The 14,619-nt window shown below is 67.2% G+C and carries 13 protein-coding genes; 8 read left to right on the top strand and 5 right to left on the bottom strand.

What is annotated here, in order from left to right:
• Positions 1-8: 8 nt before the first annotated feature.
• Both OG947_RS11490 and OG947_RS11495 read right to left on the bottom strand, forming a co-directional pair.
• Positions 9-1,193, bottom strand: a complete 1,185-nt coding sequence (locus tag OG947_RS11490) for an HpcH/HpaI aldolase/citrate lyase family protein (protein WP_056440932.1) — start codon at positions 1,191-1,193, stop codon at positions 9-11.
• 16 nt (positions 1,194-1,209) lie between these two features.
• Positions 1,210-2,502, bottom strand: coding sequence for a hypothetical protein (locus tag OG947_RS11495; RefSeq protein WP_285186496.1), 1,293 nt, complete (start codon positions 2,500-2,502; stop codon positions 1,210-1,212).
• 77 nt (positions 2,503-2,579) lie between these two features.
• On the opposite strand from OG947_RS11495, the gene OG947_RS11500 reads away from it, so the two are divergent.
• Complete coding sequence (locus tag OG947_RS11500) at positions 2,580-3,155, top strand: TerD family protein (RefSeq protein WP_027506015.1); 576 nt, start codon at positions 2,580-2,582, stop codon at positions 3,153-3,155.
• Between the two features lie 171 nt (positions 3,156-3,326).
• Positions 3,327-4,439 carry a DUF475 domain-containing protein gene (locus OG947_RS11505; RefSeq protein ID WP_056440938.1) on the top strand — a complete coding sequence of 371 codons (1,113 nt, stop codon included), beginning with the start codon at positions 3,327-3,329 and terminating at the stop codon, positions 4,437-4,439.
• A 10-nt stretch (positions 4,440-4,449) separates the two neighbouring features.
• Here the strand turns inward: OG947_RS11505 and OG947_RS11510 are convergent, their stop codons facing one another.
• From OG947_RS11510 to OG947_RS11520, 3 genes are all read right to left on the bottom strand, one after another.
• The gene (locus OG947_RS11510) at positions 4,450-4,761 is read right to left on the bottom strand and encodes a helix-turn-helix transcriptional regulator (RefSeq protein WP_081821310.1); all 312 of its coding nucleotides are present in this window, start codon (positions 4,759-4,761) and stop codon (positions 4,450-4,452) included.
• A gap of 167 nt (positions 4,762-4,928) precedes the next feature.
• Entirely contained in the window at positions 4,929-5,510 is a 582-nt protein-coding gene (locus tag OG947_RS11515; protein WP_056440941.1) for a GNAT family N-acetyltransferase, read from the bottom strand.
• The gene (locus tag OG947_RS11520) at positions 5,507-6,916 is read right to left on the bottom strand and encodes a hypothetical protein (protein ID WP_222637868.1); all 1,410 of its coding nucleotides are present in this window, start codon (positions 6,914-6,916) and stop codon (positions 5,507-5,509) included. The genes OG947_RS11515 and OG947_RS11520 overlap by 4 nt, the downstream gene beginning before the upstream one ends.
• A gap of 171 nt (positions 6,917-7,087) precedes the next feature.
• Between OG947_RS11520 and rpsF the strand changes: the two genes are divergently transcribed.
• The 6 genes from rpsF to dnaB all read left to right on the top strand — a co-directional run bounded on the left by rpsF (position 7,088) and on the right by dnaB (position 14,587).
• Complete coding sequence (gene rpsF, locus OG947_RS11525; RefSeq protein ID WP_027506019.1) at positions 7,088-7,375, top strand: 30S ribosomal protein S6; 288 nt, start codon at positions 7,088-7,090, stop codon at positions 7,373-7,375.
• A 79-nt stretch (positions 7,376-7,454) separates the two neighbouring features.
• Positions 7,455-8,006 (top strand): single-stranded DNA-binding protein, encoded by a 552-nt coding sequence (locus OG947_RS11530; RefSeq protein ID WP_027506020.1) that lies wholly within the window; start codon positions 7,455-7,457, stop codon positions 8,004-8,006.
• A gap of 48 nt (positions 8,007-8,054) precedes the next feature.
• The gene (rpsR, locus tag OG947_RS11535) at positions 8,055-8,297 is read left to right on the top strand and encodes a 30S ribosomal protein S18 (RefSeq protein WP_027506021.1); all 243 of its coding nucleotides are present in this window, start codon (positions 8,055-8,057) and stop codon (positions 8,295-8,297) included.
• 14 nt (positions 8,298-8,311) lie between these two features.
• Positions 8,312-8,764 (top strand): 50S ribosomal protein L9, encoded by a 453-nt coding sequence (rplI, locus tag OG947_RS11540; RefSeq protein WP_027506022.1) that lies wholly within the window; start codon positions 8,312-8,314, stop codon positions 8,762-8,764.
• Positions 8,765-9,102: 338 nt separating this feature from the next.
• Positions 9,103-11,376 carry a SulP family inorganic anion transporter gene (locus OG947_RS11545; RefSeq protein WP_442973058.1) on the top strand — a complete coding sequence of 758 codons (2,274 nt, stop codon included), beginning with the start codon at positions 9,103-9,105 and terminating at the stop codon, positions 11,374-11,376.
• Between the two features lie 571 nt (positions 11,377-11,947).
• A complete protein-coding gene (dnaB, locus tag OG947_RS11550) occupies positions 11,948-14,587 on the top strand; it encodes a replicative DNA helicase (RefSeq protein WP_222637870.1) in 2,640 nt (879 codons plus the stop codon).
• Positions 14,588-14,619 lie beyond the last annotated feature (32 nt).

Raw genomic sequence — 14,619 nt, forward strand, 5'->3', positions numbered from 1 at the left:
CGCGCGGCTCATCGTGCAGTGCCGGTCGTGGACGCGGGACGCCTGGCCAGTGCCTGCATCACGTCGACGAACGACACACCCTCGGCGGTGACGCCGAAGACGGCGGCCCGGCGCAGCGTCTGCTCGGCCCACGGCCGGTGCGGACCGAGTTCGTTCATCTTGTTGCCGTAGCCGGAGGCGAGGACGCCGCCTCCGCCGGAGGACGACGCGATGGCCTGTGCATCCTGATACTCCTCGTGGGTGACCACCGACAGCGAGTGCACGGCGGCGACGTGGGACGGGTGGATGACGGTCTTGCCGTGCAGCCCGTTGGCACGGTCGAGCGCGACCTCACGGAGCAGACCGTCGATGTCGCGGCTGACCAGCTGCTGGCGGAAGCGGACGGCGTCGTGCTCGGCGAAGGGCGTGGCTCGCAGCATCGGGCGGAACAGCCGCTCGTGGTCGGCGAAGTACTCCCAGACCGGGCCGGTGACGACGAAACCCGTTCCGTCACTGCGCCCGAGGTGGTTGACGATGGCGCCGATGGTGTCCGCGACCACCCGCACGTCGTAGATCGTCAGGTCGCGGTCGCGTCGGATCCCGAAGGCGCCGCTCATGTCGGTGGCACCGACTCGCACCGCCAGGACGCTGTCGCGGTATCGGTCGAGCACGTCACGTGCACCGGCCAACTCGTCGTCACGGGTCTCCCGGTAGACCATCTCGCGGGACTCCATCACGGGCATGACCACCAGGTGTCTGCCCGCTGCGGCCGACCGAGCGGCCACCTCCTCGAGAAACTTCTCGCCGCTCTCCGGCCGGAACTTGGGAAGAACGAAGCCGTGCAGGACGTCGATGCCGGTGGTGAGACGGTCGCAGACGTGGTGCATGTCCTCCGCCGTGCGGACGCGGACGAAGACGGCGGCCTCGGGCGGATCGACGGCGAGTGCGTCCAGCGCGGCGACGACGTGTCCGCGCGCCGCTTCGAGGTCGGCGTCGGCAACGGCGTCCTCGAGATCGAGCACGACGGACCGGGAGCCCTCGGCCGCGCGTTTGCGTACCGTCTCCACCAGGTTCGCCCTGGTGGCCGGGACGTAGAGCGTGGCGCCCAGGGCGAGCGCCCGCGTCGTGAGGTCGCTCTCCGCGGTCACGGCGACGGGCGGGCGGTGGAACAGGTACTCGAGTGTGGCGGGTTCCAGGTGAGAGAAGTGCTGCACTGCAACCCCTTTCGTATCAGGTCCGACTCTGTCGGCCGCGGATGCGGTCGACCACACCGGAGATGAAGTCCTCGACGGAATCGAGTTCGCGCAGGTACGCCCAGTAGTCGGGCCGGCCCGTTCCGAGTGCCGCGGCGGCCCTCTCGATCCGTGCGAGCTGAGCATCCAACACCGAGCCCCATTCGGCAACCAGTCCCCGGTCGACGGCCAGCAGCTGCGCGTCGCGCAGCCGGAACCGGACGCGCCGATCCACGGCCCCGGGGTCGTCCCGCACCTCGCGCAGGCGTGCCAGGCGTCCGGTGACGGCCTCGATGTCCGCCTCCGCGTCGGCCAGATGCTGCCGTGCGGCGGTGATCCGGTCGAGTGCCTCCTCCGGGTCGCCTCGGTCGCGTGCGGTCGCCGCGTCGTCGATGTCGCGGGCCGCCTCGACCATGTGGGTCTCGCAGTTCTCCCGAGCTCGGGAGAGATCGTCCGAGCTGGCGGCCACGAACTCGCGCAGCAGGGCGGAGTAGGCGGGCGCGATGTACTCGGCCTTGGTGCCGACCGCCTGGAGCCGGGTGCGGACCGATGCCAGGGCGGTGGACGCCGATCCGGCGCGGCCGGGTGCCTCGGCGAGTGCCCTCCGGAGATCGTCCGCGGCGGAGCGCACCTGCGCTGCGCGGCCGGTGACCGCGGTGCCGCTGCCACCGGATTCCGCCGCCGCGAGACCGTCCAGTGCACGGTGTACCGCGGCGACGGCGTCACGCACGGAGCGATAGGAGTGGTGCGGTTCCGATCCGGTGACGGTCGCCAGCACCGAGGTCGCCGCGGTGCGTGCGTCGTTCGCCAATCGCGGGACCGCGGCGTACTCGAGCGTCGCGTGCTCGAGCCGGGCCCGATGCGCCTCGTAGAACTGGTCGACCGCGGCGCTGGCGGCGGAGAGATGGGCGATGGCGGTGGCGAAGGCGTCGTACGCCTCCTCGCTCGCGTCGGACTCGGGGCGCTCCGTGGCCGCCAGATACGAGGCACCCGCTGCGAAGCACTGCTCCTCCACCGGCCGCCAGCGCGCTCGCAGACTGTCGTCCGACCTGCCCAGTCGTTCCAGCGCGTCGACCCCCGCGGATGCGATCGACTGACGCTTGTCCATGTCGAGGAAGGTCCGGACCGTGTCGGCCCGGATGGCGGCGACCGCCTCGGTGCGCGCCCGGCCGCGGCTCAGGCGCCCGGGCCAGCGGTGTGTCACCCGCCCGATGGTACTGGCGGCGCCGTTCTCGGACGCGCCGGCGATCTCGAGTCGCACCGGCTCGCGGGAACGCTGGTGCGATGCCACACGTTGAGGGTATGAACGCGAGTGGACAGCACTTTCCAGCACGCGACCGGTAGCACGCAACCGAAAGGACTCGAGCCATGGGCGTCAGCCTGACCAAGGGTGGCAATGTCTCCCTCACGAAAGCCGCACCGAACCTCACGGCCGTCTCGGTGGGTCTCGGATGGGACATCCGCACGACCACCGGCACCGACTTCGACCTCGATGCCAGCGCCATCGCGCTCGGTACGGACAAGAAGGTGGTCAGCGACCAGCACTTCGTGTTCTTCAACAACCTGAAGAGCCCCGACGGGTCGATCGAGCACACCGGTGACAACACCACCGGTGAGGGCGACGGCGACGACGAGGTCATCAACGTCGAGCTCTCGGCCGTGCCGCCGAACATCGACACCATCAACTTCCCGGTGTCCATCTACGAGGCCGACGCACGCTCGCAGTCGTTCGGCCAGGTCCGCAACGCCTACATCCGCGTCGTCGACAAGTCCAACGGCACCGAACTCGCCCGCTACGACCTCAGCGAGGACGCCTCGACGGAGACCGCCATGGTGTTCGGCGAGCTCTACCGCAACGGTGCGGAGTGGAAGTTCCGCGCCGTGGGACAGGGCTACGCCTCCGGTCTGGCCGGCATCGCCCGCGACTTCGGAGTGAACGTCTGACCCCTGTGAAGGAGTAATGTCCCGCTCGACGGGGCATTCGGTCCGAGTACCGGAGAGTGTTGCGCGTCGTCCTCGTCGGACGGCGCTGCGACACTCTCCGTTGCATGTGGGGGCAACGACGCCCCGTCGCCGGAGCCCGCAGGGATCGACACCAGAGAAAGGCCACCACCCGTGGTTCTACGCATCTTCGGATGGTCGTTCGCGATCACCGCGCTCGCCATCGTGGTGGCCTTCATCTACGGGAGCTGGCAGGCCGTCGCTCTCGTCGTGATCCTCGGCATCCTCGAGGTGTCGCTGTCCTTCGACAACGCGGTCATCAACGCGACGGTCCTGCGCCGGATGAGCGAGTTCTGGCAGAAGATCTTCCTCACCATCGGCATCATCATCGCCGTCTTCGGTATGCGGCTGGTCTTCCCGCTGGTCATCGTCTGGGCCGCGTCCGGCCTGGGCCCCGTGGCGGCGCTCCGTCTCGCGCTCAACCCGCCCGCGGACGACGCCGCCTACTTCCCCGACGGCAGCCCGTCGTACGAGACGCTGATCACCGACGCACATCCGCAGATCGCCGCGTTCGGTGGCATGTTCCTGCTCATGCTGTTCCTCGGCTTCATCTTCGAGGAGCGCGAGCACACCTGGCTCTCGTGGATCGAGAAGCCGCTGGCCAAGGCCGGCAAGCTCGACATGATGTCCGTGATCGTCGCCGGCATCCTGCTGGTTCTCGCGGCCGAGTTCATGGCGGAGGACGACAAGATCTCCACGGTCATGGTGTCCGGCGTGCTGGGCATGGTCACCTACATCGCGGTGAACGGCCTCGGCAATCTGTTCCACGTCCCCGGTGAAGACGAGGAGGAGGCCTCCGGCGGGCCGTCGGACCTCGCGAAGGCCACCGGCAAGGCCGGCTTCTTCCTGTTCCTCTACCTCGAGGTCCTCGACGCGTCCTTCAGCTTCGACGGCGTCATCGGCGCGTTCGCCATCACCGCCGACCCCATCATCATCGCCCTGGGCCTCGGCTTCATCGGTGCGATGTTCGTGCGGTCGCTCACGGTCTATCTGGTGCGCAAGGGCACGCTCGACGACTACGTGTACCTCGAGCACGGCGCCCACTGGGCCATCGGCGCACTGTCGATCATCCTGCTGGTCTCGATCGGCGTGCACATCAACGAGATCATCACCGGACTCGTCGGTGTGGTCCTCATCGGACTGTCGTTCCTGTCCAGCGTGCGCCGTAACCGGCGCCTCGCGGCCGAGGGGCATGCCGACGACGCCAAGGTGCACATCCAGGAGTGACGGGCGGACCTCAGAGTTCGTCGATGTCGATCAGGCCGTCCTGCAGGGCCCGCGCGACCAGGGATGCCTTGGTCGGTGCGGGCCGGCCGACGGCCGCGTACTTCTGACGGATCCGCGTCAGGTGGGTGTTCACCGTTCCGAGCGAGAGGAACATGCTGGCCGCGACGGCCGGCTTGGAATCGCAGCGGAACCAGCTGATGAGCACCTCGATCTCACGAACCGTGAGGTTGGGGCGCTGGTAGGTGGTGCTGTCGGTGTGGCCATGCGTGCGAACGGTGGCCGAGCCGTCCTGATCCGGACGGCGCCATGTCGTGGTCGTCACTGGTGTGCCCTTGTTTCTCGTGTCCCTGGTTTCGGTCGAACTGCCGGTTTCTTCAGCAGTCTCTCACCGAACAGTCGGTTTTGTCATCGTTCCCCGGAGAATGACTCGTCACGAACTCTGCCGGACGAGTGCACACATTCTGTAAAAGGCGCAGGTCGACGGACGGCTCAGCTGTCGATGCGGCTGCGCAGAACGTCCCGGGCCGCCGGCCATTCGTCGTCGGTCATCGAGAACAGCGCCGTGGTGCGCCACGTTCCGTCGACGCGGCGACGATGCTTGCGCAGCAATCCCTCGAAGTGTGCGCCGAGCTTGCCGATCGCCGCACGGGACTGCTCGTTCAGTGCGTCGGTGTGCCACTCCACCCGCACCACGCCGGCGGAGCCGAAGGCGTGCTCGAGCAGAAGGAACTTCGACTCGGGGTTGATCCTGGTTCCCTGGGCCGAGCGCGAGAGCCAGGTGTATCCGATGGCGACGCTCCGATTCGAGGCGTCGATCTGATAGTAGGACGTCGTGCCGACCGCGACGCCGGTACGCGCGTCCCGCTGCAGGAACGCCCGCCGCGCCGTGTCCGCGAGGGCGGTGTCGATGTACGCGCGGGCGGTCGTGTCGTCGGACACGACGGATCCGGTCCAGCGGAAGATCGCGGGGTCGTCCGCGGCCGCCGCGAGCTCGCCCGCGTGATCGGGCGTCAGCGGCTCGAGGTGCACGTGCTCGCCGAGCAGGGGGACGGGATCGAACGGTGTGCTCACACGGGTACCTCCGCTTCGGCGTCGGTCCGGCGGCGCGGGGACCGGGTGGGACGGGCGTCGAGAGTGCGGCGACGGGACCGTGCGAACAGGACGACGAGAACGACCAGCAGCACGGCGCGCACCCACACCCCGAACACCACGACGTTCTCCTCGGTGGTCGCGTCGCTGCCACTCGACAACGCGGCGAAGTACCGGAAGACGCCGACACCGAGTACGACGTCGGTGATCAGGTAAGCCGTCACCACGTGCCAGGGAACGTGCACCAGGACGAAGAACGGGACGAGCCACAGCGTGTACTGCGGTGAGTGCACCTTGTGGAACAGAAGGAACGCCACGAGCATCACCGCGCTGGTCTGCACCCAGGGGTAGGTGCCCTCCGCGAGACGTCGACGCCAGCCGAACCACAGCGCGGCGGCGAACGACACCAGCACCAGCAACGGCGAGAGCACCGAGACCAGGCTCTGGTACGCCTGGTCGTTGGCGGCGCTCATGTCCGGCGTCGCCGACGGCACGTCGTAGAGGATCCGCAGTCCCCAGTACCAGATCGAGTTGGTCGTGATGTCGGCCTGCCGCATGCCCTGGAAGGCGAACGACGCCCGCCATCCGTCGTAGCCGAGGATCGCGAAGGGCAGGTTGACGGCGGCCACCACGGCAGCGGCGACGGCGATCACTCCGGCCGCCCCGCGCACGTCGAGTCGGCGCGGCGACCGGCGTGCGGACACGGGGGACTCCACCCCGCCCACGCCCCCGGCCAGGACGTACGACGCGAGCGGGAGAACGAAGGCGCCCGGATAGAGCTTGAGGCAGAAGCCCACCGCCAGGAGTGCCGACGCAAGATACGCCCGACGTCGGAGCGGCATGCGGGTGGACATCACGTACACGGCGCCGACGGTCGTCGCCACCACGGGGAGTTCCCAGTTGTGGAACGCGTAGAGAACCAGCGCGGGGCCGGCCGACCAGAGCAGCGCGACGCGGCCGCCGAGGCGTCCGAGCATCCAGGCGGTCACCGCGCCGAACGGTGCGAGCAGGAGCGCCGAGTAGAGGAGGAACTGGGCGTCGGTGTGGCTCGCCAGACCGCCGACCCACATGAGAAGTCCGCTGAGCACCGGGTACTCGACGGTTCCGCCGGTGAGTGTGCCGTCGGCGGAGATACCGCCGGTCAGGTAGGGGAACAGGTGCTGATCGATGCCGCGGTCGAGCCACAGGAACTGGATGTCGGAGTAGCAGACGGACGAGTCCTTGATGCGGTCGAACGCCAGACTGCGTCCGGTCTCGTCGAAGGGTGCTCCCGCGCACCGCGCCTTGTTGACGTAGCCGAGCACCATCGTGATCACCGAGATCGCGGTGACGGCGGCCGCCGTGGCGACCCCGGCGCGGCCGGAGATCGTCGCGCGGCCGGTGGTCATGAGGACAAGAGTAGGTGCCCCGGACCTCGCGCCGTGCTGTCCGCACCGTCGATCCGCCGATTTCGTGGTGAGCCGCGGTCCAGGTACCCTGGACCGGTTGCTGACGCAACGACCCTCCTGTCACGGATCGTCCGTGACCGTTTCACAGTCCATAGGAGGTGATGAGGTCTTATGCGTCATTACGAACTGATGGTCATCCTCGACCCCAATCTCGACGAGCGCACGGTCGCCCCGTCGCTGGATACGTTCCTGAACGTCATCCGCAAGGACGGCGGCAAGGTCGACAAGGTCGACGTGTGGGGAAAGCGCCGTCTCGCCTACGAGATCGAGAAGCACGCCGAAGGCATCTACGCGGTGATCGACATCAACGCGGAGCCCGCCACGGTGTCGGAGCTCGATCGCCAGCTCGGCCTGAACGAATCGGTGCTGCGCACCAAGGTTCTGCGCCGCGGCAAGTGATCCCTCGTGTCACCGTCTCGCCCTAGGCTGACGGCAACCGAGAAGATCATGCGCTGACAAGGCACGAGAAAGAGGAATCATGGCAGGCGAAACCGTCATCACCGTCGTCGGGAACCTGACGGCCGATCCCGAACTCCGATTCACCCCCGCAGGTGCAGCGGTCGCGAACTTCACCGTCGCGTCCACGCCCCGCACGTTCGATCGTCAGTCCAACGAATGGAAGGACGGCGACGCACTCTTCATGCGCTGCAACATCTGGCGCGAGGCTGCGGAGAACGTCGCGGAGTCGCTCACCCGCGGTGCGCGAGTCGTCGTGACGGGTCGGTTGCGGCAGCGTTCCTACGAGACGCGTGAAGGCGAGAAGCGCACTGTCGTCGAACTCGAGGTCGACGAGGTCGGTCCCTCCCTGCGGTACGCGACGGCCAAGGTCAACAAGGTCAGTCGTGGCAGCGGCGGAGGCGGCGGCAACAGCGGCGGCGGGTTCGGTGGTTCCTCCGGTGGATCGGGTGGCTCGTCGAGCCGTTCGTCCGGTGGCAGCTCGGGCGGTGACGATCCGTGGGGCAGTGCCCCGCAGGCATCGGGATCGTTCGGTGGCTCCCGTGGCGGCGGCGACGACGAACCGCCGTTCTGATCCGGTACGCACCACACATGCAGTGAATCAAGATTCGGAGATTTGTCCATGCCTAAACCGCCGTTGCGCGACAAGGTGATCAAGAAGAAGGTCTGTGCCTTCTGCAAGGAAAAGAACACGTCCATCGACTACAAGGACACGACGTTGCTGCGTAAGTACGTCAGCGACCGCGGCAAGATCCGCGCTCGTCGTGTCACCGGCAACTGCGTCCAGCACCAGCGGGACATCGCCATCGCAGTCAAGAACTCGCGTGAGGTAGCACTGCTGCCCTACGCCGCGACTGCGCGATAAGGGGAAAGGTAACCATGAAGCTCATCCTCACTGCTGATGTCGACAACCTCGGCGCACCCGGAGACACCGTCGAGGTCAAGGACGGCTACGGACGTAACTTCCTGCTGCCCCGTGGACTGGCCATTGCGGCCACCCGCGGAGCACAGAAGCAGGTCGAGGGCATCCGTCGTGCCCAGGAAGCTCGCGCCGTGCGCGGGCTGGACCATGCCAACGAGCTCAAGCAGGCCATCGAGGGCCTGACGTCCGTGACGCTGTCGGTGCGAACCGGCGGCTCGGGCAAGCTCTTCGGTGCGGTCACCGCAGCCGACGTCGCCGCTGCCGTCAAGAGCGCCGGTGGCCCGGTGCTCGACAAGCGCAGCATCGAACTGCCGAAGTCGCACGTGAAGTCCACCGGAACGCACCGCATCACCGTGGCGCTGCACCCCGATGTGACGGCGTCGTTCGACCTCGAGGTCACCGCCTCGTAAGCATCACCGACACGCAGTACCGAATGCCCCGGCCGATTCTCGGCCGGGGCATTCTGCGTTTTCGTTCGTTCTTTTCCTGCCTGTCTCGGCCGTCCTCCGGCGTGGGCGAGGTGGTGATTCTGTACGCGGTGAGTGTTTCCGGGTGGGTCCACTGGCACCGTCCCCAAACCTCGGAGCAGACGCGGCCCGAGCACCGTCCGGCGCCGAGGGTGCGCCGAAACCTTTACGTACTCTTCGAGATGTCTTGACCAACGATGCGCCCCGAGGAGAGACCGGGCGTTCTGCACCGACGAAACCGCACAGACCCACACCATCCGTGTCCGCCTGGAGGCTTCACCGTGACTGCACAACTCGATCGCTCGTCCCCCGCCGAACCACCCGTACCCGCCCCGAGCCCCACACCGCGCGACCGGCTGGCGAGCGTCGCCCGGTACGACGTGCCCGCGTCTCTCGTGGTGTTCCTGGTGGCGGTACCGCTCTCCATCGGAATCGCGGTGGCCTCCGGCGCTCCCGTCATGGCGGGCCTCATCGCGGCCGTCATCGGCGGCATCCTCGCCGGTGCGCTGGGTGGGTCCCCGCTGCAGGTGAGCGGGCCGGCCGCCGGCCTGACCGTGGTGGTGGCCGAGTTGGTGAACCAGTTCGGTTGGCGCATCACGTGTCTCATCACGGTGTTCGCCGGTGTGCTGCAGGTGGTGCTGGGTCTGAGCCGTATCGCCCGCCAGGCGCTCGCCATCTCGCCGGTGGTGGTGCACGCGATGCTGGCCGGTATCGGTATCACCATCGCGCTGCAGCAGATCCACGTGCTGCTCGGTGGGGAGAGCCGGAGTTCCGCCGTCGCCAACATCACGTCCCTGCCTTCGTCGATCCTGAACGCCGAGGCGGCGCCGGTCGCCATCGGCGGCGTGGTCGTCGCGCTGATGCTGCTGTGGCCGCGCATCACCGGCCCACTCGGTAAGGTCCCCGGCCCGCTGGTGGCCGTGGTCGCGGGAACCGGTCTCTCACTGGCCTTCTCGATGAACGTCGAACGAATCGATCTGCCCGGCAACCTGATCGAGGCCGTGGAGTTGCCGGCATTCCCGGACGGGCAGTGGGCAGCGTTCGCGACCGGTGTGCTGACCATCGCGTTGATCGCGAGCGTCGAGAGTCTGCTCTCCGCAGTCGCCATCGACAAGATGCACTCGGGCAGACGCACCAACTTCGATCGCGAACTCATGGGTCAGGGCGCCGCCAACATGGTGTCCGGTGTCGCCGGCGGACTGCCCGTCACCGGCGTCATCGTGCGCAGCGCCACCAACGTCCGATCCGGCGCCCGATCCCCCGCTTCGGCTGTGCTGCACGGTGTCTGGGTTCTCATCTTCTCGGTCCTGTTCATCGGTGTGGTCGAGCTGGTCCCCTACGCCGCACTGGCAGGTCTGCTCGTCATGATCGGTGTGCAGCTGGTCAAGCTCGCGGACATCCGCTCGGCGACGAGGACCGGCGACGTGGTGGTGTACGCGGCGACGGTCGTCGGTGTCGTCACCCTCAATCTGCTCGAGGGTGTGCTGATCGGGCTCGCCATCTCCGTCCTGCTGGTGTTGCGCCGCGTGCTGTGGGCACGGGTGCGTGCCGAGCAGCTCACCGAGGACTCCTGGCGCGTCGTGGTGGAGGGATCGCTCAGCTTCCTGTCGCTTCCTCGCCTCACGCGGGTGCTGCAGTCCGTTCCTGCCGGCCGATCCGTGACGATCGAGCTGACCGTCGACTTCCTCGACCACGCGGTGTACGACGCGCTGCACGAGTGGACGAAGCAGTACGAGGCGACGGGCGGCACCGTCGTCGTCGACGAGGTCGGCGCCGTGGACATGGCGTCGGCCACGGCCGGGCCACCGAGACGCATGCCCCACATGCTGTCCGCGCGCACGTTCATGCCGTGGTCGCAATGGCAGACCGTCGACAGCCACTCCGGGCCGTTCACCGCCGACGCCGTCACCCCGGCGGCACTCCGGCCGGTCCTGGCCGGTGTCGAGGAATACCACCGTCGCAGCGCGTCGTCCATGCGCCCGCACCTCGAGAAGCTGAGCGAGTTCCAGGACCCGGACACGTTCTTCCTGAGTTGTGTCGACTCGCGCGTGCTGCCGAACACGATCACCAGCGCCGGACCCGGCGACCTCTTCACCGTCCGCAACATGGGCAATCTGATCCCGGTCGGTGATCCGGACACGTCGCTCGAGGCCGCTCTGGAGTACGGCGTGAACACGCTCGCCATCAGTTCCGTCGTGGTCTGCGGCCACTCCGGCTGTGGAGCCATGCGGGGGCTGCTCGCGGACGCCCACGACGCCGACGGGGTGGTGGGTGAGTGGCTCTCGCACGGCCGGGCGAGCCTCAGTGCGTTCCGGAGTGGCCACCCCGTCGCGCGGGATGCCGCAGAGCTGGGGTTCTCCGAGATCGACCAGCTCGCCATGGTGAACGTGGCAGTACAACTGCAGACCCTGTCGCGTCACGCCGTGGTGGGCAAGGCGGTCGCCGAGGGGAGGCTCAAGGTGGTCGGACTCTTCTTCGACATTCCCACGGCGCGGGTCGTGCTCGTCGACGCGGCCTCGGTCACCGAGCTCGATCAGGAGCAAGCGCAGAACTGACCAGGGTCTCCACGGGGCGCCGCGATGCACTGCATCGCGGCGCCCCGTCGCGTGTCCGGCGGCTGTTATCCGGACCGGATCAGAATCACTCGGCGGTTTCACCGGCGGATACCGACATGTGACCCAGGTCATGTTGATAACTCCAGCCACGGAGACCTGACACGCCCGACATGTCAAGTCGGCAGGACACGCCGAGTGCGGATTCATCCACAGAGAGAAAAATTGCGAAATCGCCCTGACGTGCACTGATGGGCTGTGTGATCTTGTTGCTGCACAGGTTCTGCACAGGTGGTCAACACGACTCGCCTGCGTTGTCCACACCCCGTCCACAGATTGCTCAACAGGCCCGTTTGGTGCTGGCGGACCGAGCACCTAACGTCCCTCCGGCACACCATCGACGGGCCTCGTCGACCGCCGGACAGCCGCTCGCGCACGCGCGTGCAGTCACGTGTTCGGACCGTGTCGGAGGCCGGGGGTACAACGTGGTGAGCACGGACTCGGCCGACACGGCCGAGGACGGACGAGATCTCCGGGGGCGAGCTTCGGTCGAGCGAGAGGGCGGCGAACTTCTGTGGCAGTCGTGGACGATCGGGGAACGAACGACTACCAGGGGCCGTCCGAGGCGCCCGGTGAGGACTTCGGTCGTCAGCCCCCTCAGGACATGGCTGCCGAGCAGTCCGTTCTGGGCGGCATGCTGCTCAGCAAGGACGCCATCGCCGACGTCCTCGAGGTCCTGCGGCCCGGTGACTTCTACCGCCCGGCTCATCAGATGGTCTACGACGCCATCCTCGATCTGTACGGCCGCGGCGACCCCGCCGACCCGGTCACCGTCTCCGCGGAGCTCGAACGGCGCGGTGAGCTCAAGCGCATCGGCGGCCCGCCCTACCTCGTCACGCTGACGCAGACGGTCCCCACGGCGGCCAACGCGTCGTTCTACGCCGAGATCGTCGTCGAGAAGGCGATCCTGCGTCGCCTCGTCGAGGCCGGTACGCGCATCGTCCAGTTCGGCTACGCGGGCGCGGACGGTCAGGACGTGTCCGAAGTCGTCGACCGGGCTCAGGCCGAGGTGTACGAGGTCACCGAGCGGCGTACCGCGGAGGACTTCGTCCAGCTCGAGGAACTGCTGCAGCCCACGATGGACGAGATCGACTCCATCGCCAGCCGCGGCGGCATGTCGAACGGTGTCCCCACCGGCTTCACCGAGCTCGACGAGGTGACCAACGGTCTGCATCCGGGCCAGATGATCATCGTCGCGGCGAGGCCTGGTGTGGGCAAGGCGCTCGCCCTCGACACGCCGTTGGCGACGCCCACTGGGTGGACGACGATGGGTGAAGTCGAGGTCGGGGACCATCTCATCGATGCGTCCGGATCTGCGACTCGGGTCGTCGCTGCGACCGACGTGATGGTCGGTAGGCCGTGTTACGAGGTCGAGTTCTCCGACGGCACGGTCATCGTGGCCGACGCGGAGCATCAGTGGCTCACGGATACCCGCGCATCGCGAAAGTCGGCGCAGGCTGCGGCTGCTCGATACAACAGGACCAAGAACCAAGGAACGTTCGCCGAGGTGCGAACCACCGAGCAGATCGCCGGTTCGGTCAGGTGCGCGACCAAGGACGCTCGACTGAATCACTCGGTGACCAACGCGAAGCCGATCCAGCGTCCGGACGCGGTCCTTTCCGTCCCTCCCTACACGCTGGGCGCGTGGTTGGGGGACGGCACCAGCGCTTGCGCGCAGATCACCTCCGACGATCCCGAGATCATTGCTCGGATCGAAGGTGAGGGGTTGGTGGCCGTTCGATCCGCAGCAGCTGAGTTGCGATACTCGATTCAGCTTCCCGCACCCGAACCTGTACCGGCCAAGTTCTGTACGGTGTGCGGAAAACGCTTCGTGCCGTTCTCTTCTCAGGTGCGTACCTGCGGCCGTTCATGCGGTGGCCGGGCTCGTTTCCAGGATGACGTGGTGGATCAGCCGCTGTGCCCGCTCTGCGGTGAGCTGTGCACCGGACTTCGGATGTGCCAGAAGTGCCGAAACGCCACGGGGACGGTGCAAGCTCGCCTTCGAACACTCGGTGTGTTGAACAACAAGCACATTCCCATGGAGTACCTCAGGTCGTCGGAGTCGCAGCGGCGAGCTGTACTCGCCGGCCTGCTGGACACCGACGGGACCGTCACGGCAGGCGGATCCGCGCAGTTCAGTGTCACCAATGAGCGACTGGCACTCGACGTCGAGGAACTCATCGTCAGTCTGGGGTACCGAGTACATCGATCGACGAAGAGGGTGGCAGGACGCACCGAGGCGTCGTCGACGGCGTTCACACTCACCTTCTCGACCGATGACGTGGTCTTCGGTCTGCATCGAAAGCAGTTGCTCCACAAAGAGCGTCGTGCCTCGTCGAATGTGTCCAGGTCTTCGAGTCGCTTCATCGTCGACGTTCGTCGCGTCGACTCGGTGCCGGTCAGATGTGTCGAGGTCGATAACACGGACCACCTCTATCTCGCCGGTCGTTCGATGGTGCCGACACACAACTCCACTCTCGGAATGGATTTCATGCGCTCGTGCTCCATCAAGCACGGCATGGCCAGCGTCATGTTCTCGCTCGAGATGAGCCGCACCGAGATCGTCATGCGTCTCCTCTCCGCCGAGGCCAAGATCAAGCTCGGCGACATGCGCTCGGGAAAGATGACGGACGACGACTGGACCCGCCTCGCCCGCAGGATGAGCGAGATCAGCGAGGCACCACTCTTCGTCGACGACTCCCCCAACCTCACCATGATGGAGATCCGCGCCAAGGCGCGGCGACTCAAGCAGCGACACGATCTCAAGCTCATCGTCATCGACTACCTGCAGCTGATGTCGTCCGGCAAGAAGGTGGAGTCGCGTCAGCAGGAGGTCTCGGACTTCTCGCGATCGCTGAAGCTGTTGGCCAAGGAGCTCATGGTTCCGGTGGTCGCCATCTGTCAGCTCAACCGTGGTCCCGAGCAGCGCACGGACAAGAAGCCGATGGTCTCCGACCTGCGTGAGTCCGGCTCGCTCGAGCAGGACGCCGACATGGTCATCCTGCTCTACCGTCCGGATGCGACCGAGCGCGACGATCCCCGCGGCGGCGAAGCCGACCTGATCCTCGGCAAGCACCGCAACGGACCCACGGCCACCATCACGGTGGCGCACCAGTTGCACCTGTCGCGCTTCGTCGACATGGCGCGCGGCTAGTCCGCCGAGGCCGGCTGGGAGATCGAGGCCGG

The organism is Rhodococcus sp. NBC_00297 (assembly GCF_036173065.1).
GTDB lineage: Bacteria > Actinomycetota > Actinomycetes > Mycobacteriales > Mycobacteriaceae > Rhodococcoides.

Coding starts and splice junctions, on each gene's coding strand:
- OG947_RS11500 (WP_027506015.1), top strand. CDS start 2,580: ATGGGCGTCAGCCTGACCAAGGGTGGCAATGTCTCCCTCACGAAAGCC.
- OG947_RS11520 (WP_222637868.1), bottom strand. CDS start 6,916: ATGACCACCGGCCGCGCGACGATCTCCGGCCGCGCCGGGGTCGCCACG.
- rpsF (WP_027506019.1), top strand. CDS start 7,088: ATGCGTCATTACGAACTGATGGTCATCCTCGACCCCAATCTCGACGAG.
- OG947_RS11530 (WP_027506020.1), top strand. CDS start 7,455: ATGGCAGGCGAAACCGTCATCACCGTCGTCGGGAACCTGACGGCCGAT.
- rpsR (WP_027506021.1), top strand. CDS start 8,055: ATGCCTAAACCGCCGTTGCGCGACAAGGTGATCAAGAAGAAGGTCTGT.
- rplI (WP_027506022.1), top strand. CDS start 8,312: ATGAAGCTCATCCTCACTGCTGATGTCGACAACCTCGGCGCACCCGGA.